Genomic DNA, 24,862 nt, shown 5'->3' on the forward strand with positions numbered 1-24,862 from the left:
GAATACTAGGCGCGCAGCTTTAGCCGGACAAGGCCGAACTTCGACCAAATTCAGATCGAAGCCGCCCTTCTTGCGCAAAGCGCAGACGAAAAAAAGCCGCCCGGGAGGCGGCTTCTTCGGAGCGAGAGCGTTTGGCTCCTGCTCGCTTGATTACTTCTTCTGGCGGTACTTGCGCAGGGCCGCGATCTGGGCGGCCATGACGGCCAGCTCGGATTGCGCCATGGCGATGTCGATGTCGCTCCTGGCGTTCTTGAGCGCTTCCTCGGCAGCCGCCTTGGCCTTGTTGGCCTTCTCGTCGTCGAGGTCCTTGCCGCGGATGGCGGTATCGGACAGCACGGTGACGGCGTTCGGCTGCACTTCGAGAATGCCGCCGGCCACGAAGACGAACTCTTCGCCGCCGTCGGCCGTTTCGATGCGCACCGCACCCGGACGGATGCGCGTGATCAGCGGGGTGTGGCGCGGATAGATGCCGAGCTCACCGGCTTCACCGGGCAGCGCGACGAACTTGGCTTCGCCCGAGAAGATCGACTCTTCCGCGCTGACCACGTCGACGTGAATGGTGTTTGCCATCTGAGTTCCTATCTAGGCCGCCTCAAGCGACCTTCTTGGCTTTTTCGAACGCTTCGTCGATGCCGCCGACCATGTAGAACGCTTGTTCCGGCAGGTGGTCGGCTTCGCCGTTCACGATCATCTTGAAGCCGCGGATGGTTTCAGCCAGCGGCACGTACTTGCCGGGCGAGCCGGTGAACACTTCGGCCACGTGGAACGGCTGCGACAGGAAACGCTGGATCTTGCGGGCGCGGGCCACGGCGAGCTTGTCGTCGGGAGCCAGTTCGTCCATGCCCAGAATCGCGATGATGTCGCGCAGTTCCTTGTAGCGCTGCAGCGTGCCTTGCACGGCGCGGGCCACGTTGTAATGCTCTTCGCCGACCACGTTCGGGTCGAGCTGGCGCGAGGTCGAGTCCAGCGGGTCCACGGCGGGGTAGATGCCGAGCGAAGCGATGTCGCGCGACAGCACCACGGTCGAGTCCAAGTGGGCGAAGGTGGTGGCGGGCGACGGGTCGGTCAAGTCGTCGGCCGGCACGTACACGGCCTGGATCGAGGTGATCGAGCCGACCTTGGTCGAGGTGATCCGCTCTTGCAGGCGGCCCATTTCTTCGGCCAGCGTCGGCTGGTAGCCCACGGCGGAAGGCATGCGGCCCAAGAGGGCCGACACTTCGGTACCGGCCAGCGTGTAGCGGTAGATGTTGTCCACGAAGAACAGCACGTCACGGCCTTCGTCGCGGAACGACTCGGCAATGGTCAGGCCGGTCAGCGCCACGCGCAGACGGTTGCCCGGGGGTTCGTTCATCTGACCGTAGACCATGGCCACTTTCGAGTCCTCGAGCTTCTCGAGGTTCACGACGCCGGAGTCGGCCATCTCGTGATAGAAGTCGTTGCCTTCGCGGGTACGTTCACCCACACCGGCGAACACCGACAGACCCGAGTGGGCCTTGGCGATGTTGTTGATGAGTTCCATCATGTTCACGGTCTTGCCCACGCCGGCGCCGCCGAACAGGCCCACCTTGCCGCCCTTGGCAAACGGGCACACGAGGTCGATCACCTTGATGCCGGTTTCCAGCAGGTCTTGCGAAGGCGACAGTTCGTCGTACGCGGGAGCCTTGCGGTGGATCGAAGCGGTGAGGTCCTGGCTCACTTCGCCGCGCTCGTCGATCGGACGGCCGAGCACGTCCATGATGCGGCCCAGCGTGGCCTTGCCGACGGGCACCGTGATGGGCGCGCCAGTGTTGGTCACGATCAGGCCGCGGCGCAGGCCGTCGGACGAGCCGAGCGCAATGGTGCGCACCACGCCGTCGCCGAGCTGCTGCTGGACTTCGAGGGTCAGCCCGCCGCCTTCGAATTTCAAGGCGTCATACACCTTGGGCATCTGGTCACGCGGGAACTCCACGTCGACCACGGCGCCGATACATTGGACAATTTTTCCTTCAGCCATGGCGTTTCCTTCTGGATCTCAATAATGTTGCGACAGGTTCTTGCAGAAGCGTCCTTGTGCCATCGCGGGCCGCTTTTGCAAGAATGCCGGACGGGCCGGCACCCTTGATTTCAGATACTTCTTCCGATCAGCACTTCATTGCCGCCGCCTGTGCGGCGAAAGCATCGCTGGCAGCCTTGCAGGCCTGGCCCAGTGCGGCCTTGTCGGTGCCCAACGAAGCCCAGGCAGCCTTGGTCTGCTCCACGCTCGCCTTCATCGCATCGGCGGCTGCGCCGCTTTGTGCGGACGCGCAGGCCTGTGCCTTGGCGAGGTAGTCGTTGCACTCTTGCGGCAGGTCCGCAGCCGATGCCGTCGGCGCGGTTGCGGCCGGCGGTGCAGCTGGCGCAGGCGCCGCCGGAGCGGGAGCCGGAGCTGGCGTGGCGGCGGGTGCCGGCGGTGCCGCGGGCGCCTCTTCCTTCTTGGAGCAGGCGGTCAGCGCGGCGGCCATGGCCACCAGAACGAGAAGTTTTTTCATTATGCAGAGTCCCCTAAAAAAGGCCTTCGGTTATCGGGCCCGCAGAACGGGCCTCGAATGGCAATGTGGCCCGGTACATTGCCTCATCAAACACCGGCGGCCGCAGCGGCGCCGGACACGATTTCCGAAAGTTCCTTGGTGATGCCAGCCTGGCGGGTCTTGTTGTAGACCAGCTTGAGCTCGCTGATCACGTTGCCCGCGTTGTCCGTTGCCGCCTTCATGGCCACCATGCGGGCGGAGTGCTCGGACGCCATGTTCTCGGCCACGGCCTGGTAGACCAGCGACTCCACATAGCGCACCAGCAGCTCGTCGATCACGCTCTGCGCATCGGGCTCGTAGATGTAGTCCCACGAATGCTGACCCGCCTCGACTTGCAGCGAGTCTGCGGCCAGCGGCAGCAGCTGCTCCACGAGCGGCTCCTGCTTGATCGTGTTGATGAACTTGGTGTAGCACAGGTACACGGCCGACAGCTTGCCTTCGGCATAGGCGTCGAGCAGCGTCTTGACCGGACCGATGAGCTTGTCCAGGTGAGGCGTGTCGCCCAGGTGGGTGACATGGGCCACCACGCGCGCACCGATGCGGTTCAGGAAGCCCAGGCCCTTGCTGCCGATGGCCACCGAGTCGATGGCGATGCCCGCGCTCTGTGCTTCCCGCAGCTTGGCCGTGACGGCGCGCAGCAGGTTGGTGTTCAAGCCACCGCACAGGCCCTTGTCGCTCGTGACGATGATGAAGCCGATGGCCTTGGCATCGTTCTTCTTCATGAACGCGTGGGTGTACTCGGGATTCGCCTTGCCCAGGTTGGCCGCAATGTTGCGAATTTTCTCGCTGTAGGGGCGGGCGGCACGCATGCGCTCTTGCGCCTTGCGCATCTTGGAAACCGAGACCATTTCCATGGCCTTGGTGATCTTCTTGGTGTTTTCCACCGATTTGATCTTGCCGCGGATTTCCTTACCAGCTGCCATGAGTGCTCCTTGTCCGGCCGATCAGGCGAACGACTTCTTGAACGACGTGATGGCGGCGGTCAGCTCAGCTTCGGCGTCCTTGTCGAGCGCCTTGGCCTTTTCGATCTTGTCGAGCAGCGCAGCATGGCTGGACTTCAGGAACTGGTGCAGGCCGTGTTCGAACGGAAGCACCTTCTTGATGTCGAGGTCGTCCATGAAACCCTTGTTCACCGCGAACAGCGTGGCGCCCATCAGCGAGATGGGCAGCGGGCTGTACTGGGCCTGCTTCAGCAGTTCGGTCACGCGGGCACCGCGGTCCAGCTGCTTGCGGGTGGCTTCGTCCAGGTCGGAAGCGAACTGCGCGAACGCAGCCAGTTCACGGTACTGGGCGAGGTCGGTACGGATACCGCCCGACAGACCCTTGATGACCTTGGTCTGCGCCGACGAACCCACGCGCGACACCGAGATACCGGCGTTGATGGCGGGGCGGATGCCGGCGTTGAACAGGTTGGTTTCCAGGAAGATCTGGCCGTCGGTGATCGAGATCACGTTGGTCGGAACGAAGGCGGACACGTCGCCAGCTTGCGTTTCGATGATTGGCAGCGCCGTGAGCGAACCGGTCTTGCCCTTGACGGCACCCTTGGTGAAGGCTTCGACGTAGTCGGCGTTCACGCGGGCTGCGCGTTCGAGCAGGCGGCTGTGGAGATAGAACACGTCGCCGGGGTAGGCTTCGCGGCCTGGCGGGCGACGCAGCAGCAGCGAGACCTGGCGATAAGCCACGGCTTGCTTGGAAAGATCGTCATAGACGATGAGCGCGTCTTCGCCGCGGTCGCGGAAGTATTCGCCCATGGTGCAGCCCGAGTAGGCCGACACGTACTGCATGGCTGCCGATTCGGAAGCCGATGCGGCCACCACGATGGTGTAGTCCATCGCGCCAGCTTGTTCCAGTGCACGCACCACGTTCTTGATCGACGAAGCCTTCTGGCCGATCGCGACGTAGACGCAGGTCATGTTCTGACCCTTCTGATTGATGATCGCGTCGATCGCCACGGCCGTCTTGCCGGTCTGGCGATCACCGATGATCAGCTCGCGCTGGCCACGGCCGATCGGCACCATCGAGTCGATGGACTTGAGGCCGGTCTGCATCGGCTGGTCGACGGACTTCCGTGCGATCACGCCGGGAGCAACCTTTTCGATCACGTCGGTCATCTTGGCGTTGATCGGACCCTTGCCGTCGATCGGCTGGCCCAGGGCGTTCACCACGCGGCCGATGAGCTCGGGGCCGACGGGCACTTCCAGGATGCGGCCCGTGCACTTGACGGTGTCGCCTTCGGAGATGTGCTCGTACTCGCCCAGAATCACGGCGCCGACCGAGTCGCGCTCGAGGTTCAGCGCCAGGCCGAACGACGGCGTGCCGTCTGCCGTGGGCGGGAACTCGAGCATTTCGCCCTGCATTGCATCGGACAGGCCGTGCACGCGCACGATGCCGTCGGTCACCGAAACAACGGTGCCCTCGTTGCGGATGTTGGCGCTGACCCCAAGGCCCTCGATGCGGCTCTTGATCAGTTCGGAAATTTCTGCGGGATTGAGTTGCATGACTCTTTCCTTCTTTCTTTGAGGCTACAAGTAGAGGGCTGAAGACCGTCAGGCCGCCAGCGCAACTTTCATTTGTTCAAGGCGCGCTTTGACGGAGGTGTCGAGCACCTCGTCGCCGACCACCACACGAATGCCGCCGATCAGTTCCGGCTCCTGCTGGACCGTGACCTGCAGCTTGCGGCCGAAACGCTTTTCGAGCGCGACGGCCACATTGGCCAGAACCGCGGCGTCGATGGGAAAGGCGCTGTAGACCACGGCGTCGGACGAGCCGCTCTTCGCGTTGGCCAGTGCCCGGAACTGCTTCGCAATTTCCGGCAGCACCGAGAAACGGCCGTTGTCCAGGAGCGCGTCCAGAAAGTTCTGGGCGTGGGCGGTCAGCGGTGCACCGAAGGCGCCGGCGACCACACCGAGAACCTGCTCGGCCGTGGCCTTGGGGTTGTCGGCGAACTGCTGTAGCTCCGGGCTGGCCGCGATGGCGGCCACCTTGTCGAGCCATGCGCTGGTTCCGGCGACGTCGGACGACGACGCCTTGAAAAGCGCCTCGGCGTAGGGACGTGCGATGGTGGCGAGTTCTGCCATGGCTTCTATCAGAGTTCGGTCTGCAGACGGGCGAGCAAATCGGCGTGGACGCCCGCATTCACTTCCTTGCGCAGAATCTGCTCTGCGCCCTTGACGGCCAGTGCGGCAACCTGCTCGCGCAGTGCTTCGCGCGCCTTCAGTGCCTGCTGGTCGGCTTCGACGCGTGCAGCAGCAACGATCTTGTTGCCTTCTTCGGTCGCGCGAGCCTTGGCCTCTTCAACGATGGCCTGGGCGCGACGTTCGGCGTCGGCAAGACGTTGCGCGGACTCATTGCGTGCCTGGCCCAGTTCGGCTTCCACGCGCTTGTTGGCGGCGGACAACTCGGACTTGGCCATGTCGGCTGCAGCGAGGCCTTCGGCGATCTTCGCAGCGCGGTCGTCCAGCGCCTTGGCGATCGGCGGCCACACGAACTTCATCGTGAACCCGACCAGGATCAGGAACACGATCATCTGAACGATCAGGGTACCGGTAATGCTCACTTTTCACCCTCTCTTTGGGATTGAATGCGAAGCCATTCCACAGAGGGGAACGACGACACGGGTCCGACGAGAAAGACTTACTTCGGCAGGTTGGCGATCTGAGCCAGGAACGGGTTGGCCGTTGCGAACCACAGAGCGATACCGGTGCCGATAATGAAAGCGGCGTCGATCAGACCAGCCAGCAGGAACATCTTGGTTTGAAGTTCACCCATGAGTTCGGGCTGACGTGCGGCCGACTCGAGGTACTTGCTGCCCATGATGCCGATGCCGATACATGCGCCCACAGCGCCCAGACCGATGATCAGGCCGGCGGCCAGTGCAACAAAGCTAATAACTTCCATGATGACTCCTAGAGGACTTTGGTTGAAGAGAAAACAAAAAACTAAAACGAAACCGAACGATCAGTGGTGATCGTGAGCCTGACCGATGTAGACCAGCGCCAGCATCATGAACACGAAGGCTTGCAGCGTGATGATCAGGATGTGGAAGATGGCCCAGGCCGTGCCCGCGATGATGTGGCCGATGGCCAGGCCGATGCCGGTGGCCGACAGCGTGAAGGCGCCACCCATCAGGGCGATCAGCAGGAAGATCAGTTCGCCGGCATACATGTTGCCGAACAGACGCATGCCGTGCGAGACCGTCTTGGCGACGAACTCGATCATCTGCATCGCGAAGTTGAACGGGTACAGCGCCCAGTGGTTGCCGAACGGCGCGGTGAAGAGCTCATGCACCCAGCCGCCGAGGCCCTTGATCTTGATGTTGTAGAACAGGCAGACCAGCAGCACGGCAACCGACATGCCCATCGTCACCGAGAGGTCGGCCGTGGGCACGACGCGCAGGTAGGCGTGATGCGGGTCTTCGCCGGCGATGCCGAAGATCTTGGCCCAGATTGCCGGGAACAAATCGACCGGGAACAGGTCCATTGCGTTCAGCAGGAAGATCCACACGAAGATGGTGAGCGCCAGCGGAGCGACGAACTTGCGGCTGGTGGCGTTGTGCACGATGCCCTTGGCCTGCTGGTCGACCATTTCGACCAGGAGCTCGACGGCCGCTTGAAAACGCCCCGGAACACCCGAAGTAGCCTTGCGGGCCGCCAGCCAGAGCAGCCAGCAACCCAGCATGCCCAACGCGATCGAGAAAAAGAGCGAGTCGAAATTGAATACCGAAAAGTCCGCAACACCTCCAGGCTTGGAGCTTTGCAGGTGCGTCAAGTGGTGAATGATGTATTCACCCGCGGTCTGACCATGTTCCGCAGCGTTTTCAGCAGCCATTCAGTTACTCGTCTCTATGTTGCCGGCGCCGGGGCGAAAACATCACCGCCAACCAGGCCGCCTTCATTGTCACCACCAAGCCGACCAGCATTGCAGGCCAGCTCAGCGCCGTTATCAGCCTTGGCGCCGCGAACAACATCGCAAGCGACAAGGCCATCTTGACCATTTCCCACAGGAAGAACCCAACCACCGCAGTGCCCGGATTCAGGGAAGAAAACCGGCCGGTCAACCCCCGTGCGAACACCGCAGCAGGAATGACCACCGCGATCGCACCGTAAGCGGCGGACCAACCCAGATTTTGCCTCCCCGTCAGTCCCCAGGCGGCCAAAGCCACCAGCAGACCGACAACCAACTGCCCCGCGATGACCCACCAAAGGGAAATCGAGGGATGCCTTGCACGCAGTTCACGCGCCTCATCGGCGGTCAACGGCTTGTATTCCGTGTCGAGGTCTTCAGCGACCCCTTCATCTTTTCGGGCGATTGTTTTCATTTCGAATGAAGCCCGGATGACGACCCAGAATTTCTACAAAGCCATTGATTATAAGTAAAAACCCAGCCCGTCCGGCCACTTCAAGTGTCGCCGTTGCAAATCGAGGCTTCGTCGACTGACGAGAACCCGACTTGGCGCGCGCAACCATAATTCCTGCATGCACCCTCTCACTGCCGCTCTCCCGACCACGCTCTGCTATCTCGACGGCGAATACACCGCCGTCAAGGATGCCAAGGTCAGCGTGCTCGACCGTGGCTTCATTTTCGGCGACGGCGTCTATGAGGTCGTCCCCGCCTATGGTGGCCAGCCTTTCTGCTTCGAAGAACACATGGCGCGGCTCGATCGTTCGCTGGCCGAGTTGCAGATTGTCGATCCGCTCACGCTTGCCGAGTGGCGCGACATCGTGATGCGCCTGATCGCCCCGGGCGGCGATGCGCCGCAAGCCGTCTACTTTCAGGTCACCCGCGGCGTTGCGCCGCGCGACCACGCAATGGTCAAAGGCCTCAAGCCCACCGTCTTCGTGATGGTGAACCCGCTGCCACCGGTGTCCGATGCGGTGCGCGCCAAGGGCGTGACCTGCGTGACCGCAGACGACTTCCGCTGGCAGAAGGCCCACATCAAAAGCACCAGCCTGCTGGGCGCCGTACTCTCCCGGCAGATCAGTGTCGAGGCCGGCGCGGCGGAGACCGTCATGTTCCGTGGCGACTGGCTCAGCGAGGCTTCGTCGAGCAACGTATGGATCGTGAAGGACGGCGTGCTGATCGGCCCGCCCAAGGACAACCTCGTGCTCACCGGCATCCGCTATGGTCTGCTCGAGCGCCTGTGCCAGGAAGGCGGCATTCCCTTTGCGCTGCGGCGCGTGTCGCGCGATGAAGTGTTCGGCGCCGACGAACTGATTCTGTCCTCGGCCAGCAAGGAAGTGCTGCCCGTCGTCGCGCTCGATGGCAAGGCCATTGGCAATGGCCATCCCGGCCCCATCTACAAGAGCCTGTATGCGGCCTACCAGCAGGCCAAGCAACGCAACGCTGAGAAGCAAGGAGCCCCGGCATGACCGAGAACACGACCGACGCAGTCACCACGCCCATTCCCGATCCGCGCAAGGAATCGCTGATCGAATATCCCTCGCAATTTCCGATCAAGGTCATGGGCGTCAAGGTCGACGGATTCGTGCACGCGATCACCCAGATCGCCGAGCGCTTCGATCCGGCCTTCGACGCCACCACGGTCGAGCTGCGCGACAGCAAGGCGGGCAATTACCTGGGCGTGACCATCACCGTGACCGCCACCAGCCGCGAGCAGCTCGACGATCTCTACCGGGCGCTGTCGGCCCATCCGTCGGTCAAGGTCGTTCTCTAGGCAGGACCTGATGACGCTGGCAGAGCACTCGACGGGCACCGCCATCGCACCGCGCTGGCTGGGCCGCGTCGGCTATGCCGAGACCTTTGCGGCGATGAAGCAGTTCACGCTCGAGCGCCAGCCGGAAACCCCCGACGCGCTATGGATGTGCGAGCACGCCCCCGTGTTCACGCAAGGCCTCGCGGGCAAGCAGAACCACATCCTGAACCCCGGCGGCATTCCCGTGGTGCAGACCGACCGCGGCGGCCAGGTCACCTTCCACGGACCGGGCCAGGTGGTCGGCTACCCGCTGATCGACCTTCGGCGGGCGGGCTACTACGTGAAGGAATACGTCTACCGCATCGAGGAATCGGTGCTGCGCACGCTGGCCCACTTCGGCGTAACGGGGCACCGCGTGCCGGGCGCGCCGGGCATCTACGTGCGGCTGGACGACCCGTTCTCGCATGCGGCGCTGACCGGCCCGCTGCCCGCCAGCGACCCGTTTCGGGGCCTCGGCAAGATCGCCGCGCTCGGCATCAAGGTCAGCCGCCATGCCACCTATCATGGGGTCGCGCTCAACGTCGACATGGACCTCGAACCCTTCTCGCGGATCAATCCGTGTGGTTATGCGGGCCTGCAAACGGTCGATCTTTCTACAATCGGCATTCAAACCACATGGGAAGAGGCTGCCCGGGTCTTGAGCCAGAAGCTCACCACCTACCTGGCGCCCTAACAATCCAATGAGCACCACCGAAGTCGTCCGCGACGCCCAGAGCGCCGAAAACTACAACCCGCTGGCCAAGCAGAAGGCCGCGGCCAAGCTCTCGCGCATTCCCGTCAAGGTGGTGCAACAGGGCGAGGTGCTCAAGAAGCCCGAGTGGATTCGCGTGAAGGCCGGCAGCCCCACCACCCGCTTCTACGAGATCAAGCAGATCCTGCGCGAGAGCAACCTGCACACGGTATGTGAAGAAGCCTCGTGCCCGAACATCGGCGAATGCTTCGGCAACGGCACGGCCACCTTCATGATCATGGGCGACAAGTGCACGCGCCGCTGCCCGTTCTGCGACGTGGGCCACGGCCGCCCTGATCCGCTCGACAAGGACGAGCCGCTGAACCTGGCCAAGACCATCGCCAAGCTGCGGCTCAAGTACGTGGTGATCACCAGCGTCGACCGGGACGACCTGCGCGACGGCGGGAGCCAGCATTTCGTCGATTGCATCCAGAACATCCGCGAACTCTCGCCGATGACGCAGATCGAGATCCTGGTGCCCGACTTCCGCGGCCGCGACGACCGCGCGCTCGACATCCTGAAGTCCGCGCCGCCGGACGTGATGAACCACAACCTGGAGACCGCGCCGCGCCTTTATAAAGAAGCACGCCCCGGCAGCGACTACCAGTTCAGCCTCAACCTGCTGAAGAAGTTCAAGGCGCTCCACCCCAACGTGCCGACCAAGAGCGGCATCATGGTGGGCCTGGGCGAAACCGACGAAGAAATCTTGCAAGTGATGCGCGACATGCGCGCGCACGATATCGAGATGCTGACCATCGGCCAGTACCTGTCGCCGTCGGGCTCGCACCTGCCGGTGCGCCGCTACGTGCACCCCGACACCTTCAAGATGTTCGAGGAAGAGGCCTACAAGATGGGCTTCAGCCACGCCGCGGTGGGCGCGATGGTGCGGTCGAGCTATCACGCGGACCAGCAGGCCGGGCATGTTCTGGCGGGTACGCCGGCCAACGATTGAATACGTCCGCGTTCGCAGTGGAGGCAGCCGCCCCCATGACCGGGCGCCCGTTGCGCATCCTGCTCGCGATGTGCTACCTCGTGCACCGCACGGGCGCGGAGATGTTCACCCGGGATCTTGCCCTGTGGCTGCGGCGGCGCGGCCACGCCGTCACCATTCTTGCAACGGCTTTCGGCGACATGGCCGACGAGTTGCGCCATGCGTCGATCGCGTGCATCACCGATGTGGCCGACATGGCCGCCCGACCCGACGTGATCATCGGCAACACCCACCACGAGACGGTGCGCGCCCTGCTTCACTTCCATGACGTGCCCGTTCTCACGATCTGCCACGACCGCAGCGCAGAGCACGGCCGCCCGCCGCAGTTTTCACAGGTGGTGCGCCATATCGCGGTCGACGAGAACTGCGCCGAGCGGCTGGTGCACGAGTTCGGCATCGAGCGCGAGCACATCGAACTGATCCAGAACGGGGTCGATCTTTCACGCTTCCTGCCGCGCACGCCATTGTCGGCCGCACCTCGCGCGGCACTGGTCTTCAGCAACTATGCATCGCACGATGCCCAGCTCGAAGAGATTCGCGCCGCATGCGCGGAACGCGGCCTTACGCTGGACGTGATCGGCAGCGGCACCGGCAACCACCTGCCCGACCCGGCCGCCGCGCTGGGCCGCTACGACGTCGTGTTCGGCAAAGGACGCTGCGCCACCGAGGCACTGGTCACCGGCAACGCCGTGGTGGTGCTCGACCCAAGCTCGGGCATGGGTGAGATGGTGACGGCGGCCACGGTGGCGCACGCACGGCGCTGGAACTTCGGCCGGGCGCTGATGACCCGGCCGATCACGCGGCAGAACGTGATGGCCGAACTCGACAAGTTCGATGCGCAGGATGCAGGCGAGGCCGCCGCCTGGATGCGCGCGAACGGAGGACTGGATGCAACGCTCTGCGCGCTCGAGGCCTGCGTGCGGCGGGTGACCGACGGCCGAGAGATCATTGCAGTGCCAGCCGAGCAACGTGCGCGCGAAATGGCGCGCTACATGGACGACTGGATCCGGCGTGGAAGCGCCACGACCGCGCATCTCGGCCTTGCGTCGCTGCATCAGCACGTCGCGGGGCTGCATCAGGCACTCAACGATCATCACCGCGCGCATCAAACGCAGATCGAGGCTTGGCACGCCGAGTCGCAGCGGCAGTCGGAGCAAGCCGCTGCGCTGGCCGTCAAGTTGCAGGCGGCCGAAGCCGCGCTGGCCGCGGCGTCCACGGCGCACGCAGCGCTGAGCGCGCGGCTGGATGAAGCCGGTTCGCGCCTGGCCAACGCCGAGCGGCAGGCGCTCGACAACACCGCAAGCATGGACGCACGGCTGCGCGAGGTCTACGCCAGCCGGTCCTGGCGCGTTACCGCTCCGCTGCGGCAAATCTCCACTTTCATACAGGCCAGAGTTCAGCGCCCATGAAGCACCTGCTGATCGCCGCTCATCCCGGACACGAGCTTCTGCTCTGGAAATGGCTCCGGAACGAACGGCCGGATGTCGTGGTGCTCACCAATGGCGCCGGATCGAATGACGCGGCGCGGCTGGCCCCCACGACCGACAACCTGGTGCAAGCTGGCGCAAACTGGATTCCCCAAGTGGTGTCGCCCGTGGCCGACGCCGAGATCTATCAGGCCCTGCTCGACGGCGACGCGAACATGTTCGCGCAGTGGCTCGACCGCCTGACGGCGTACGTGGTTTCGCAGCGTATCGAGTGCATCGTCGCGGACGAAGCCGAGGACTACAACCCTTCCCACGACCTGTGCCGCCTGTTGGCCAATCAGGTCGCCGCCCACGCAATGGAGCGCGGCCATCCGCTTCTGTCTTTCGGCTACCCGACCGTCGGCCACCCCAGTCCACCGGCACGACTCGCGATCGAGAACCATCTCGTGGTCGAACTCGATACGCAGGAACTGCAGGCCAAGCTGGCCGACATGCACGGCTACGCCCAGCACTTCGGCGGACAGTTGCAGCGGGAGCTCGATGGCTTCATTGCGGAATTCGGCGCGCAAGCCTATGGCAGGGAGTGCCTGTTTGCCGCCAGCCCCACGCGCTACGAACAGGCCGACGCCCCTGTCGCCAAGCCCTTTTTCGAGATCGCCGGTGAAGAGCGCGTCGCGGCCGGCGTCTACAAGCACGTCATTCGCGGTGCCCACCTGCAGGTCGTGGCCGACCGGCTGCGCGGCCACATTCGCTGAAGCATCGATGCGCGCCGATTTGGCATTTGCGCGCTTGCGGAACCAGACGCGTCCCCGATGACCTTCACGACGCCCGCAACCGATAACGGCCAGTCGGCCTCCTACGGCGACGAAGCCGATGCAGAGGCTGTTCTCGACGCCGCCGACTTGACTCATGCCCTCGTGGGCCTGGGTCGTTTCGGCAGCACCCATGCGCGCAAGCTCGCAAGCCTGCCAGGCTTCCGTCTGAGCGCCGTGGTGGACAACTCTCCCGCAGCCAAGCCCGTCGCCGACCTTGCGGCATTGCCGCTGTTGTCCGGCATAGACGAGTTGCCGCCGGGCATCGAGTCGGCCACGGTCGCCACCAGCGACGGTACACACGCCGAAGTGGCGATGGCGCTCATGCGGCGCGGTTGCCACGTATTGGTCGAAAAGCCACTCTGCATCGACCGGCGGGACGGCGTACAGATGCTTCGGATGGCGCAGCAATGCGGCGTCGTCCTGAGCACAGGACACATCGAACGCTTCAATCCGGCGTTCGATACGGCCGCGCTGTCGTGGATACGCCGCGCCGCCCTGCGCCATCGGGACAGCGCTCATCCATTTTTGCGATTCCGTCGCTTTTCCTGCCGTGAGGCGGGGGCCGCGGACAGCGTGCTGGATTTGATGGTGCACGATCTCGACCTGCTCGCGTGGCTCTGCGCCATTCCGGCGGAAGCGCAGCTGCAAGTGATCAGCCGGCGGATCGACATGCACAGTGCCCGCGCCCGGGTGCGCCTGGGCGGCATGATCGCGGAACTGGAGAGCGGCTACGGCAGCATGCCTCCCGCCGCGCGGCTGCAGGTGTGCAACGGTGGCCGGCAACACGTGCTGGACTTGCGCAAGCCTCACCGCGCGATGGCGGGCGGCGACGATGCGCTGGCGCGCCAGTACCGTGATTTTCGCCATGCCGTGCGGGGCAACGGCAGGCGCATTGCCTCCGGCGCCGACGGCCTTGCCGCGGTCATCCGCGCGTCCCAGGTGCTGCACGCATGAACATCCCGTTGTTTCGTTCAGCGGCATGCGCCGAACCCATGGCCGAACGCCTTGTCCAGGCGTGTGCCGCGGTGTTGCGCAGCGGCACCTACGTCCTCGGTCCACAGGTCAGCGCATTCGAGGCACGGCTGTCGGACTTGCTGCAACGGCGCGAGGTGGTGGCCGTGAGTTCGGGTTCAGACGCACTGCTGCTTGCCCTCAAGAGTCTGGGCGTCGGCAGCGCGGCCGGAGGGCATCCGGACGACGAAGTCCTGCTCCCCTCCTACACCTTTGCGGCCTGTGCCGAAGCGGTGATCGCTGCCGGTGCCCGGCCCGTATTCGTCGACAGTGCCGCCGATGATTTTCTGGTGCCGCTCACGCATTTCCGGAACGCGAGAACGCCCCGCACCCGCGCCGTTCTCGCGGTCGGACTCTTCGGCGATCCTACGGGGCTGCCCGAGTTGGCCGCCTATTGCCGGGACGAGCAGCTGCATCTGATCGAGGACGTGGCCCAGTGCCTGGGTGCCAGTTCTTGCGGCGCGGACGGACGCGCGCAGCCTGCCGGCAGCTGGGGCGACGCAGCGGCGATGAGCTTCTACCCCACCAAGACCCTGGGCGCCGCCGGCGAAGCGGGAGCCCTGGCCTTCAAGAACCCGCGCCATGCCGAGAAGGCGCGCCTGCTCCGCAACCACGGGTACCAGAACGGATTGCACACGTGCCTGGGCCAGAACAGCCGGATGGACGAGTTGCAAGCGTCGCTCCTTCATGTGGCGCTGGATGATTTCCCTGGTGCCATTGCGCGGCGTCGCGCCATCGCCGCGCGCTATCTGGCGGCGTGGGCCGGGTGCCCGATGCAATTGCCGAGCGACGCGGCGGGCCATGCCTGGAACTATTTCGTCGTTGTCCTGCGCGGCTCGAACGAGCGGAACGCGCTGGCGGTCCAACTGGCGACAAGGGGAATCGCCACCCGCGTCTACTATGAACAGCCGCTGCACCTGCACGAGGCGCTGGGGCGCTGGCGAGGCGCCAGCACGCTGCCGCACAGCGAGCGGCTGGCCCGCTGTTCGCTGGCCCTGCCGCTTTACCCGATGCTCAGCGACGAGGAAATCGAATACATCATTCACGCCGTGCGAGAAGCCGTCGGCGACGTAAACAGGCACAGTCAGACATGAACACGATGCAAGAGTTCGGCACCATCGCCCAACTGGTTCACGAGCACGCAACGCAAGCGCCCGGGCGCATTGCGCTGGTCGACAACGAGCGAAGCCTGACCTACGGCGCCCTCGACGCGCTGATGGACCGCATTGCGGCCAGCCTGCAGCGCGACGGGTTCAAGCCCGGCGATGCCATCGCGGTGTGCGCGACTTCTTCGGTGAACTACGCGGCAGTGTTCCTGGGCGCCTTGCGCGCGGGCGTCGCCGTCGCGCCGCTCGCGCCCGGCTCCACCCCCGCCAGCCTGTCGCGCATGATCGAGGATGCCGATGCGCGCATTCTCTTCACCGACGCCTCGGCGGCCGAGGTCGTCGGCGCTCCGAAGGACGGCGACATTCCGCGCGTGGCGCTCGACGGCTCCGCCGCCGGGCAGAGCCTCGAGAGTTGGCTGGCCCCCGTGGGCGCACAGCCCGGCGCCGTCGAGACGCAGCCCTCCTGGCCCTTCAACATCATTTATTCCTCGGGCACCACGGGCGAGCCGAAAGGCATTGTGCAGGGCCACGGCATGCGCTGGGCCCACGTGCAGCGCGGTGCCAAGTACGGATACGGCGCGGACACGGTCACGCTGCTGTCGACGCCGCTCTACTCCAACACCACGCTGGTGGTTTTCTTTCCGACCATCGCCTTCGGTGGCTGCGTGGTGCTGATGCCGAAGTTCGACGCGCTCGGCTACCTGCAACTGGCCGAAAAGCACCGCGTGACGCACACGATGCTGGTGCCCGTGCAATACCAGCGCCTGATGGCGCACCCACGCTTCGACGCGCATGACCTCTCGTCGTTTCGCTTCAAGTTCAGCACCAGCGCGCCCTTCAATGCCGCGCTCAAGGCCGACGTGCTCAAGCGCTGGCCCGGTGGGCTGATCGAGTTCTACGGCATGACCGAAGGCGGTGGCACCTGCATTCTCGAAGCCCACCTGCATCCCGACAAGCTGCACACGGTGGGAAGCCCGGCCGAGGGCAGCGATATCCGGCTGATCGACGAGGACGGCCACGAGATTCCGCGCGGCGACACCGAACGTGCGGGCGAGGTGGTGGGCCATTCGGCCGGCATGATGACCGGCTACCACCGCCAGCCCGCCAAGACGCGCGAGGCCGAATGGTTCGACGCGAGCGGCAAGCGCTTCATCCGCACCGGCGACGTCGGGCGCTTCGACGCCGACGGCTTCCTGACGCTGTTCGACCGCAAGAAGGACATGATCATCAGCGGCGGCTTCAACATCTATCCGAGCGACCTCGAGACGGTGCTGCGAGGCCATGTCGCCGTGGCCGACGTCGCGGTGGTCGGCGTGCCGTCGGAGCAATGGGGCGAGACGCCGGTGGCTTTCGTGGTGCGCCGCGACGGCGACGGCACCACCGAGGACGCGCTGCTGCAATGGGCCAACGCCCAGCTCGGCAAGACGCAGCGCCTGGCGCGCCTGAGCTTCATCGACGAACTGCCGCGCAGCGCCATCGGCAAGGTGCTCAAGCGCGAACTGCGTGAACTCGTCGGCCACTGAAGCGCGGGCAGCGGCGCCGTCCAAGGAGGGCGGCGGCAACGGCCTGCTGTGGCTGCTGGCCGCCGTGGCGGTCTTGTTCGCCTTCCTGCGCCCGCGTGCGCCCATGGACTGGCTGAAGCTGGTCGACTGGCAGACCGTGGGCGCGCTCGCGGGCCTGCTCGCCATCACCCAGGGTGTAGAGAAAAGCGGCATGCTGCAGGCCGCCGCCCAGCGCCTGCTCGCCCGCACGCACAGCCAGCGCAGCCTGGCGCTGCTGCTCACTGCCAGTGCCGCATTGCTCTCCGCGCTGGTGACCAACGATGTGAGCTTGTTCCTGCTGGTGCCGCTGACGCGCGTGCTTGCCAACCAGGCGCACCTGCCACTCGCGCGGCTCGTGGTTCTCGAGGCGCTGGCCGTCAATGCGGGTTCGGCGCTCACGCCCATCGGCAATCCGCAGAACCTTTACCTGTGGCACCGCTCGGGCGAGAGCTTCGTCGCCTTCATGGGAATGATGCTGCCAACCGTGACCGTGATGCTGTTCTGGCTCTTCGCGGCGGTCTGGCTGCTGGTGCCGCGCACGCCCATCGCGCTCAAGCCCGAAGCCGAGGCCACGCCGGTGCAGCCGCGCCTCTTGGCATTGGCGGGAGTCCTGTTCGTCGGCTTCGTGGTCGCTCTGGACCGGCATTGGCTGCTGGCAGGCCTTGGCGTGGTGTTCGCCGTGTTCCTGGTGTCGTATCCGCGCGTGCTGCGCGGCATCGACTGGGCCCTGCTCGCGATCATTGCGTTGATGTTCGTGGACCTGCGGCAGCTGGCCGAGCTGCCCGCCGTCGTGGCGCTGATGAACCATTGGCCCATCACCGACGGATGGCGCGCCTACCTGGCCGCCATCGTCACTTCGCAATTCATCAGCAACGTGCCAGCGGCGATCCTGCTCGACGGCCACGTGCGGGATTTGCCGGCACTGGCCGCGGGAGTGAGCGTGGGAGGCTTCGGGTGCGTGCTGGGCTCACTGGCCAACCTGATCGCATTGCGGCTTGCCAGGGTGCCGCACGGCCTGCGCGAGTTTCACCGCATCAGCATTCCCTTCTTGCTGGTGTGCGCGGCTTCGGCGTTGCTGTTGCGGCTGGGATGACAGCCGCGGAGCATGGAACGACAATTCGATCCTGCCCATGCGAACCCCAGCAATGCTCCCTCGCGCCGAACCGCATAGCCTTTCGCTGCGCGACTATGACGCTTCGCGCGGTAGCCATGCGCATGACCACTTCCAGGTGCTGATCGGCCTGGCCGGCGTGCTCGAACTCGAAGTGGAAGGCCGCGGCGCACGCGTCGGCGCCGGTGAGGCGCGGGTGGTGGTGCCCGGCGACCGGCACGACTTCGAATCGCGCGGTGGCAGCCAGTGCCTCGTGCTCGACACCATCCACCCGACGTGGGCGCGCTGCGCCGAGCGCGCGCCCGCAGATGCTTCGCGGCTGCAGGCCCTGGCGCAGTACCTCGCGCAGTGCGCGCAGCACCCGGACGCTTTCCTATTGACGCTGCAGCATGGCCCCGCGCTCCTGCTCGAAGCCTGGGGTGCGGCCCCGCCGGCCCCTGCGCGAAGCCGGTACATCGACTGGACCGCGCTCGCCGCTTGGGCCCGGGCGCGCTGGCACGAGCCGCTGGGCGTTGCCGATCTCGCAGGCGTGGCGTGCCTGAGCCCCAGCCAGTTCGCGCAGCGCTGCCGCGACGAGCAGGGCGTGAGCGCAATGCACTGGCTGCGCACGCTGAGGCTCGCGCATGCCCGCGAACTGCGCCTGGCCGGCACGGGAGTCGCGGAAACGGCGCGACGCACCGGCTACCGTTCGCCCTCGGCGCTCACGGCGGCATTGCGCAGGCTCGGCAACTGAGCGTCTCGCCAGACATCGTCGCCACGCGACGATTCACCGGCGCTGCGCGACGACGGCGCCGCTTAAGCTCGGCGCAATGTCGCCCACGCTTCTTGCCCTTGCCGCCATCGCGCTGTGGGCCACGCTCGCCTCGCTCGGCACCGCGCTCTCGCACCTTCCGCCCTTCCTGCTGACCGGCCTCGCGCTGATCATCGGCAGCATTCCGAGCTGGCCGCGGGTGATGCGCGACCGCAGTGCCTGGAACGTGCCGCCGCGTACGCTGGCATTGGGCATCTATGGCCTGTTCGGCTTCCACTTTTTGCTGTTCATCGCGCTGCGGCATGCCCCGCCCGTGGAAGCCAACCTGGTCAACTATCTGTGGCCGCTCTTCATGGTGGTGCTGGCGCCGGCGCTGCTGCCGGGCGTGTCGCTGCGGCCGTTGCATCTGGTGGCCGCCGCGCTGGGCTTCGCAGGCGCAGCGATCGCGATTCTCGGTGCGCGCGAGGGCTCCGTGTCCAACCCGGTCGCCACGGCCGGGTACTGGGGCTTCCTGCCGGCGCTGGGCTCGGCGTTCATCTGGGCCAGCTATTCGCTCTGGACAAAGCGCGTGGCGGCGTTCCCGACCTCCGCTATCGGCCTGTTCGGCCTGGTCTCTGGCATGTTGTCGCTCGTCTGCCATGCGCTGCTGGAGACCCCGGCCGTGCTCTCCGCGAAAGACTGGCTGCTGGTGGCGCTGTGCGGCCTCGGTCCGCTCGGCGCGGCTTTCTTCGTCTGGGACATGGCGCTCAAGCGCGGGGATGCGCGGCAGATCGGCATCCTGAGCTATCTCACGCCGCTCGGTTCCACCGCGCTGTTACTGGCCGTGACCGGGCGCCCGCTCACCTGGAGCATCGGCCTTGCAGCGGGGCTGATCATCTCGGCGGCCGTGATGGGCACGCGCGCCCGCTGAATACGCCCGTGTCCGACGACACCGGTGCATGGTTTGTGGCTAGAGTGGAGGCTTCGGAAAAAAGGAGCCTCACCCATGGATAAGAAGAACAAGAACGATGAATTCGAGATCACGCCCAAGCTGGTGTTCGACCTGAACCTGGCGCTGTACCTTGACCTGGTGGCGGCGCTCGAAGGCGCGGGTGCCATCAGCTACCGCCAGATGGCGGCCCGGGTGCTCAACATCAGCATGGACGCCCGCGCCGACGGCGACGTGGGCCTGTCGACAGCGCTCGAAGGCGTTGCCAAGGGCTTTGCCGGCCACGGCGACGGCTTGTCGATCGAGACGCTGAAGGCCGCCCACGGCCTGCGCGAGGACGATGCCATGGGCGACGTTCCGATGCGACCCAGCGAGCCCTGAGCTGGCGTCAGTCTTCGGCCACCTGCAGGATCAGCTTGCCGAAGTTCTCCCCCGCAAACAGCTTGTTGAGCGACTCGGGGAAGGTCTCCAGGCCCTTCACGACGTCTTCCTTGCTCTTCATGCGCCCTTCCTTCAGGTAGCCGGCCATCTCGGCAATGGCAATGTGGTACCTGTCGGCGTAGTCGAACACGACGATGCCTTCCATGCGCGCCCGATTCACCAGCAGGCTGAGGTAGTTCTTCGGACCGGCGCCCGGCATGCTGTTGGCGTTGTTGTACTGGCTGATGGCGCCGCAGATGATCACGCGGGCCTTGCGTGCCAGCCGCGCCAGCACCGCGTCGAGGATCTCTCCGCCGACGTTGTCGAAGTAGATGTCCACGCCCTTCGGGCAATGGGTCTTGAGGCCGTCGCGCACCGCCGCGGCGCCGGCCTTGTAGTCGATGCATGCGTCGAAGCCCAGCTCCTTCACCACCCAGTCGCATTTGGCGGCGCCGCCCGCGATGCCGACCACGCGGCAGCCCTTGATCTTTGCAAGCTGGCCCACGGTTTGCCCCACCGCTCCGGCCGCGCCCGAAATGACGACGGTTTCGCCCGGCTTGGGCTGGCCAACGTCCATCAGCCCGAAGTAGCCGGTCATGCCCGGCATGCCGAGCACGTTGAGCCACTGGTTGATGGTGCCGACGTTCAGGTCGATCTTCACCAGGCCGTTGCGCTTGATCTGGTCTTGCGGAATCAGGATGTATTCCTGCACGCCGAGGGTGCCGTAGACGGTATCGCCGACCGCAAACTCGGGACTCTTCGAGGCGACGACGCGCCCGACGCCGCCAGCGCGCATCACTTCGTCGATGGCCACGGGCGCGATGTAGCTCTTGGCGTCGTTGAGCCAGCCGCGCATGGCAGGATCGAGCGACAGCGACAGCGTCTTGACCAGCACCCCGCCCTCGGCCGGTTCGCCCACGGGCTCGGTGGTGAACTTCCAGTTCTCGCGGGTGGCCGTGGCCTCGGGGCGCTTGGCGAGGCGGACCTGATGGTTGACGAGTGAGCTGCTCATGGTGGTGTCTCCTTGATTGACGGGCGCTGGCACGGAGGCGCATCGTAGCCCCGCATTGCCCGACCGCTGGTAGCGCAGGCGACAGCGCAAGACACCGTGACCGAAGCCTACATTCGCACGACGATCTGCAGACCGGGATGCGCATTGCGGACCACGAATGTCCCGCCGTGCGCCTCGGCGATCAGCCGGCACAGGTACATGCCGAGCCCCACACCACCGGTGGCACGCGCGCGCGCGCCGTCGGTGCGATAGAAGGGCTCGGTCAGCCGCTCGAGCTGCGCTTCGTCGACACCGGGGCCATGGTCGCGCACCTCGAGTTCGACGCCCTGGACCGTGCCGTCCACCACGGCCCGCAGCGACACGCACGGCGGCCGCGGCGCGTCGGTGCTGTAGCGCAAGGCGTTGTCCAGCAGGTTGCGCACCAGGAGGCGAACACGCATTCGGTCGATCGAATGCGCCGGCAGGCCTTCTGCCAGGTCGAGATGCACGTGCTGCGCGCCCGGCATCTCGGCGACGATTTCGCGCACCAGCACGGCCAGGTCGACCGGCTCGCGCTGCAGCGCCGCATGCGGGCTTGCCAGGCGCTCGCTTTCGAGCAGGTCGCTGATCAGGTCGCGCATTTCGTTCAGGTCGCGCAGCAATGCTTCACGCTCGGCGGCGCCCTCCGGTGTGGCGGGCAGCAGCTCGGCATTGAGGCGAGCCCGGGTGAGCGGCGACCGCAGTTCGTGGCTCAGCGCGAGCAACAGGCCACGCTTGGCATCGAGCATGGCCTGGATGTCGTCGGCCATGGTGTTGATGTGTTCCGCAAGATCGCCGAGGTCGTCGTTCTGGCGGATTGGAATGGGCTGCGTGAACTCGCCGCGGCCAAAGCGCTGCGCGCCTTCGCGAATGTCGATCAGCGGCCGCAGCAGGCGACTCACGTAGACGTAGCCCAGCACCATGAGCAGCAGCAGCGCGCAGAGCGTAGCCCAGCCCGCCGCACGCGGCGCAAGCTGCCAGAGCTTGGGCGCCCAGCCGAAGATGACGCGGTGGCCGTCGGCTGTCGGACGGATGAACCACTTGTCGTTCAGCGGCTCCTCGTCGAGGTGCTGCATCCATCCGCCGCGGCCATTGGCGCCCGCGGGGTTGGAATCCCAATTGACCTTGGGGCCCACGATGCGGATCGTGATCGGCAGCCGGCTCACCAGCGCTTGCGCGCGCCCAATGTCGGGCGGCGTGCCGATCTCGGCGACGAGCCGGTCGGCATAGTCCACCAGCATCGGCTTTGCGGCCTCGGCCCAGCCGGTGGAGAAGGACTTCTTCATGCCGCCCATGAACACCACCGCCATCACCAGAGCCAGCAGCAGGAACATCATCACGAGCCGGATGCGCAGTGAGCGGCGCCAGCGGCGCTTGCCCTGCACCTTCTCGTGCCATTGCTCGTGCCATTGCCTGTGCAGCTCCGCGCGGCGGCAGGCCATTTCGCCCCAGGCCTTGCGCCAGCCTCTCCTCGAAGATCTCATGCGGACTCGCTGCGCGCGACGGCCAGCGCGTAGCCGGCATTGCGCAGCGTCTTGATGCAGTCCAGCGGCTCGAGCTTCTTGCGCAGGCGGCTTACCACGATGTCGACCGCGCGGGTGTAGAGCTCGGCTTCATGGCCGCGCAAACGGTTCAGGATGTCGTCGCGGCTGAAGACCTTGCCGGGCTCGGCTGCGAGCAGCGCGAGCAGTTCGAATTCGGTGCCGGTGAGTTCCACGCGCTCGCCATGGCGCAGCACCTGGCGCCGGTCGAGGTCGATCGACAGGCCGTCGAACACACGGTGCTGCGCACTGTTGCCGTTGGCCGCCGCGGCGGGCGCACTGCGCTGTCGCCGCAGGATGGTCTGCACGCGCGCCACCAGTTCGCGCGGCTCGAAAGGCTTGGGCACGTAGTCGTCGGCGCCGAGCTCCAGGCCGACCACGCGGTCCATCACCTCGCCGCGCGCGGTGAGCATCACGATCGGAATGTCGCTTTCCTTGCGGATCTCGCGGCACAGCGCAAAGCCGTCCATCTCGGGCAGCATCACGTCGAGGATCGCGGCGTCGTACTGGCCGGCACGCAGCTTGGCGAGCCCTTCGCTCGGACGCACGGCGCTCTCGAGCGTGCAGCCAAAGCGTGCGAAGTAAGTAGTCAGCGGCGCGGCGAGATGTTCGTCGTCGTCGATCAGCAGGATGCGCGGCATGGCGGGATTGTGCCTCCTGGCGAACAATTGGCTGACGATCAGACCCGCCGGCATTGCACAGCCATTGTCATTTCGATAGCCGGCCACCGGAGCGCGCAGCATCGTGCGACCTTCACCACGGATCGGCCCGCCCGATGCGGCCGAGGTGCGTGGCGCCGAAGCCGACTGCGTACTTGAGCCCGTAGCCCAGCGCCCGGTCGAGGCCGATGTGCGCGCACCAGATCAAGCCGCCAGCAACCGCCCATGGCATCGCGGCGAGCACGCCGAGCACCAGCAGTGCAACGGCGCCGACGTACGAATGCGCCGCGTTGTAGATCGCCGCGCCCACGCGCGGGCCCGCGAGGTAGCCGAGCATCGAGAGGTCGGGCACGAGCAGCCACAGCGCGAACACGCCCCAGCCGGCGCCGAACTGCGCATAGGCCGCAAGCGCGGCACCCAGCACCACCACGCCTTCCGCTCGCAGCAGCAGGCGCACGCCACCCGTCGCTGCCACTGCCTGGTCGTGGGATACCGCGGAACCGGCTTCGCCGGGCCGCAGGTATCGCCCCCTCGCAGGGGGTTGGCGAAGCGACACGAAGTGCGCGAAGCTTGGGGGTGAGCCAAGCCTAGCCACGATGGCCCCAGCGACGTCCGCCGCGGTCCATGAAGTCGCGCACCTTCTGCTGCTGCGCGGCATTCAGGCTGTCGAAGAAATCGGCGGCGGCCGCGATGATTTCAGGGCTGCCGTTGCGCACGGCCGTGGTCTTCTCATCGACGAGCCGCGCGGCGCCCGCCTGATTGAGCTTGTTGCCCGCGAACAGCGCCTTGAACTGCGAACGCGGATCACCCGCGCCCCCCGCTCCGCGCATCGCTTCACGCTGGGCTTGCAGCTTCTCGGCCAGCACGGTGAGCTTCTGCTTTTGCAGAGTGTCGAGTTCCAGCTTGCTGCCGACGCGCTCGACCATCTTGGTGCGGAACTCGGTGGGGTCGCCGCTGCCCCAGCCATGCCGGTGGCCGGCGCAGCCGGCAATGCTGCCCGCTACCACCGCGAGGCCTGCGAAACCGAAGAGAGTGCGTTTGATCCAGTGTTTCATGATGTTCCTTGCGGCCCGAGGGATCTCCTCTGGGCGTGAGACTTAAAGCTTGTTGCTGCTGTTGCCGGCGGCTGCGGCACGCGCGTCGAGCGGGTTCTGCAGCGTCGAGATCACCTTGCTGTTGACACGCGAGCCCGATGTCACGTTCTGGTCGGGTGCGGCGGCGGCGCGCATGGCTTCGAAGACGACGCCCGCGCGGTCTCTCGAGACGGCCATGGTCTCGGCGCCGCGCGAGCCGCGCACCACGTTCTGGTCCGGCGCGGCGGCCGTGCGGACGGCCTCGGCGTTGACTTCGGCGCGGCTCATCGCCGACGCGAGCGGCTGGACGCCTTCGTAGGATTCAGCCTTGGCACCGGCCGCGGCCAGCAGGGCGAAGGAGCCGAGGGCGACGATCTGGGTGAGGGAGAGGGACTTCATGTTTCAGGCCTTTCTGTAGTGGAAGAGGAGACCTGATGGTGCTTGCGGCCAGTCCGCAAGTCCTTTCGCGC

Annotated in this window: 29 protein-coding genes; 13 read left to right on the plus strand and 16 right to left on the minus strand. The window is 65.8% G+C overall.

Annotation, left to right across the window (positions count from 1 at the left end):
- Positions 1-150 precede the first annotated feature (150 nt).
- From BLR24_RS12595 to BLR24_RS12640, 10 genes are all read right to left on the minus strand, one after another.
- Positions 151-570 carry a F0F1 ATP synthase subunit epsilon gene (locus BLR24_RS12595; protein WP_093017231.1) on the minus strand — a complete coding sequence of 140 codons (420 nt, stop codon included), beginning with the start codon at positions 568-570 and terminating at the stop codon, positions 151-153.
- Between the two features lie 22 nt (positions 571-592).
- On the minus strand, positions 593-1,993 hold the full coding sequence (gene atpD / locus BLR24_RS12600; protein ID WP_055808003.1) for a F0F1 ATP synthase subunit beta: 1,401 nt from the start codon (positions 1,991-1,993) through the stop codon (positions 593-595).
- A gap of 127 nt (positions 1,994-2,120) precedes the next feature.
- On the minus strand, positions 2,121-2,507 hold the full coding sequence (locus tag BLR24_RS12605) for a hypothetical protein (protein WP_093017233.1): 387 nt from the start codon (positions 2,505-2,507) through the stop codon (positions 2,121-2,123).
- Positions 2,508-2,593: 86 nt separating this feature from the next.
- Positions 2,594-3,469 (minus strand): F0F1 ATP synthase subunit gamma, encoded by an 876-nt coding sequence (atpG, locus tag BLR24_RS12610; RefSeq protein WP_093017235.1) that lies wholly within the window; start codon positions 3,467-3,469, stop codon positions 2,594-2,596.
- A 21-nt stretch (positions 3,470-3,490) separates the two neighbouring features.
- Positions 3,491-5,044, minus strand: coding sequence for a F0F1 ATP synthase subunit alpha (atpA, locus tag BLR24_RS12615; RefSeq protein WP_055807998.1), 1,554 nt, complete (start codon positions 5,042-5,044; stop codon positions 3,491-3,493).
- A 48-nt stretch (positions 5,045-5,092) separates the two neighbouring features.
- Positions 5,093-5,623 (minus strand): F0F1 ATP synthase subunit delta, encoded by a 531-nt coding sequence (locus BLR24_RS12620; RefSeq protein ID WP_093017237.1) that lies wholly within the window; start codon positions 5,621-5,623, stop codon positions 5,093-5,095.
- A gap of 8 nt (positions 5,624-5,631) precedes the next feature.
- Positions 5,632-6,102 (minus strand): F0F1 ATP synthase subunit B, encoded by a 471-nt coding sequence (locus BLR24_RS12625; protein ID WP_055807994.1) that lies wholly within the window; start codon positions 6,100-6,102, stop codon positions 5,632-5,634.
- Positions 6,103-6,179: 77 nt separating this feature from the next.
- Positions 6,180-6,446 carry a F0F1 ATP synthase subunit C gene (gene atpE, locus BLR24_RS12630; protein ID WP_172672154.1) on the minus strand — a complete coding sequence of 89 codons (267 nt, stop codon included), beginning with the start codon at positions 6,444-6,446 and terminating at the stop codon, positions 6,180-6,182.
- A gap of 57 nt (positions 6,447-6,503) precedes the next feature.
- Positions 6,504-7,373 (minus strand): F0F1 ATP synthase subunit A, encoded by an 870-nt coding sequence (gene atpB, locus BLR24_RS12635; RefSeq protein ID WP_093017239.1) that lies wholly within the window; start codon positions 7,371-7,373, stop codon positions 6,504-6,506.
- A 4-nt stretch (positions 7,374-7,377) separates the two neighbouring features.
- Positions 7,378-7,863, minus strand: coding sequence for an ATP synthase subunit I (locus BLR24_RS12640; RefSeq protein ID WP_093017241.1), 486 nt, complete (start codon positions 7,861-7,863; stop codon positions 7,378-7,380).
- Between the two features lie 157 nt (positions 7,864-8,020).
- Here BLR24_RS12640 and BLR24_RS12645 point away from each other — a divergent pair, with 157 nt between their 5' ends.
- From BLR24_RS12645 to BLR24_RS12705, 13 genes are all read left to right on the plus strand, one after another.
- On the plus strand, positions 8,021-8,914 hold the full coding sequence (locus BLR24_RS12645) for a D-amino acid aminotransferase (protein ID WP_093017243.1): 894 nt from the start codon (positions 8,021-8,023) through the stop codon (positions 8,912-8,914).
- Positions 8,911-9,219 (plus strand): YbeD family protein, encoded by a 309-nt coding sequence (locus BLR24_RS12650; RefSeq protein ID WP_093017245.1) that lies wholly within the window; start codon positions 8,911-8,913, stop codon positions 9,217-9,219. The genes BLR24_RS12645 and BLR24_RS12650 overlap by 4 nt, the downstream gene beginning before the upstream one ends.
- Positions 9,220-9,229: 10 nt before the next feature.
- Positions 9,230-9,931: a lipoyl(octanoyl) transferase LipB gene (lipB, locus tag BLR24_RS12655; protein WP_175543258.1), complete on the plus strand. Its 702-nt coding sequence runs from the start codon at positions 9,230-9,232 to the stop codon at positions 9,929-9,931.
- Between the two features lie 7 nt (positions 9,932-9,938).
- Positions 9,939-10,940 carry a lipoyl synthase gene (gene lipA / locus BLR24_RS12660; protein WP_093017247.1) on the plus strand — a complete coding sequence of 334 codons (1,002 nt, stop codon included), beginning with the start codon at positions 9,939-9,941 and terminating at the stop codon, positions 10,938-10,940.
- 35 nt (positions 10,941-10,975) lie between these two features.
- Positions 10,976-12,388 carry a glycosyltransferase family 4 protein gene (locus BLR24_RS12665; RefSeq protein WP_093017249.1) on the plus strand — a complete coding sequence of 471 codons (1,413 nt, stop codon included), beginning with the start codon at positions 10,976-10,978 and terminating at the stop codon, positions 12,386-12,388.
- Positions 12,385-13,161 carry a hypothetical protein gene (locus BLR24_RS12670; protein ID WP_093017251.1) on the plus strand — a complete coding sequence of 259 codons (777 nt, stop codon included), beginning with the start codon at positions 12,385-12,387 and terminating at the stop codon, positions 13,159-13,161. The genes BLR24_RS12665 and BLR24_RS12670 overlap by 4 nt, the downstream gene beginning before the upstream one ends.
- A 57-nt stretch (positions 13,162-13,218) precedes the next feature.
- Positions 13,219-14,175, plus strand: a complete 957-nt coding sequence (locus BLR24_RS12675; protein WP_093017253.1) for a Gfo/Idh/MocA family protein — start codon at positions 13,219-13,221, stop codon at positions 14,173-14,175.
- On the plus strand, positions 14,172-15,326 hold the full coding sequence (locus BLR24_RS12680) for a DegT/DnrJ/EryC1/StrS family aminotransferase (protein WP_093017255.1): 1,155 nt from the start codon (positions 14,172-14,174) through the stop codon (positions 15,324-15,326). The genes BLR24_RS12675 and BLR24_RS12680 overlap by 4 nt, the downstream gene beginning before the upstream one ends.
- Positions 15,323-16,861, plus strand: a complete 1,539-nt coding sequence (locus tag BLR24_RS12685; protein ID WP_175543259.1) for a class I adenylate-forming enzyme family protein — start codon at positions 15,323-15,325, stop codon at positions 16,859-16,861. Before BLR24_RS12680 ends, BLR24_RS12685 begins: the two co-directional genes overlap by 4 nt.
- Positions 16,842-17,972 (plus strand): SLC13 family permease, encoded by a 1,131-nt coding sequence (locus BLR24_RS12690; protein WP_093017257.1) that lies wholly within the window; start codon positions 16,842-16,844, stop codon positions 17,970-17,972. The genes BLR24_RS12685 and BLR24_RS12690 overlap by 20 nt, the downstream gene beginning before the upstream one ends.
- A gap of 37 nt (positions 17,973-18,009) precedes the next feature.
- The gene (locus tag BLR24_RS12695; RefSeq protein ID WP_093017259.1) at positions 18,010-18,723 is read left to right on the plus strand and encodes an AraC family transcriptional regulator; all 714 of its coding nucleotides are present in this window, start codon (positions 18,010-18,012) and stop codon (positions 18,721-18,723) included.
- Between the two features lie 76 nt (positions 18,724-18,799).
- Positions 18,800-19,651: a DMT family transporter gene (locus BLR24_RS12700; protein WP_093017261.1), complete on the plus strand. Its 852-nt coding sequence runs from the start codon at positions 18,800-18,802 to the stop codon at positions 19,649-19,651.
- Between the two features lie 75 nt (positions 19,652-19,726).
- On the plus strand, positions 19,727-20,050 hold the full coding sequence (locus BLR24_RS12705; RefSeq protein ID WP_093017263.1) for a hypothetical protein: 324 nt from the start codon (positions 19,727-19,729) through the stop codon (positions 20,048-20,050).
- Between the two features lie 7 nt (positions 20,051-20,057).
- Here the strand turns inward: BLR24_RS12705 and BLR24_RS12710 are convergent, their stop codons facing one another.
- The 6 genes from BLR24_RS12710 to BLR24_RS12735 form a co-directional block, all read right to left on the minus strand.
- The gene (locus tag BLR24_RS12710) at positions 20,058-21,101 is read right to left on the minus strand and encodes an NADP-dependent oxidoreductase (protein ID WP_093017265.1); all 1,044 of its coding nucleotides are present in this window, start codon (positions 21,099-21,101) and stop codon (positions 20,058-20,060) included.
- Positions 21,102-21,208: 107 nt separating this feature from the next.
- Positions 21,209-22,603, minus strand: coding sequence for a HAMP domain-containing sensor histidine kinase (locus BLR24_RS12715; protein ID WP_093017267.1), 1,395 nt, complete (start codon positions 22,601-22,603; stop codon positions 21,209-21,211).
- A complete protein-coding gene (locus tag BLR24_RS12720; RefSeq protein ID WP_175543260.1) occupies positions 22,600-23,301 on the minus strand; it encodes a response regulator transcription factor in 702 nt (233 codons plus the stop codon). The genes BLR24_RS12715 and BLR24_RS12720 overlap by 4 nt, the downstream gene beginning before the upstream one ends.
- A 112-nt stretch (positions 23,302-23,413) precedes the next feature.
- Positions 23,414-23,794, minus strand: coding sequence for a DUF4260 domain-containing protein (locus BLR24_RS12725; RefSeq protein ID WP_254787255.1), 381 nt, complete (start codon positions 23,792-23,794; stop codon positions 23,414-23,416).
- 112 nt (positions 23,795-23,906) lie between these two features.
- A complete protein-coding gene (locus tag BLR24_RS12730; RefSeq protein ID WP_093017273.1) occupies positions 23,907-24,374 on the minus strand; it encodes a Spy/CpxP family protein refolding chaperone in 468 nt (155 codons plus the stop codon).
- Positions 24,375-24,416: 42 nt separating this feature from the next.
- On the minus strand, positions 24,417-24,791 hold the full coding sequence (locus BLR24_RS12735) for a DUF4148 domain-containing protein (RefSeq protein ID WP_093017275.1): 375 nt from the start codon (positions 24,789-24,791) through the stop codon (positions 24,417-24,419).
- Positions 24,792-24,862: the final 71 nt, after the last annotated feature.

The organism is Variovorax sp. OV700, assembly GCF_900099805.1.
Taxonomy (GTDB): Bacteria; Pseudomonadota; Gammaproteobacteria; order Burkholderiales; family Burkholderiaceae_C; genus Variovorax.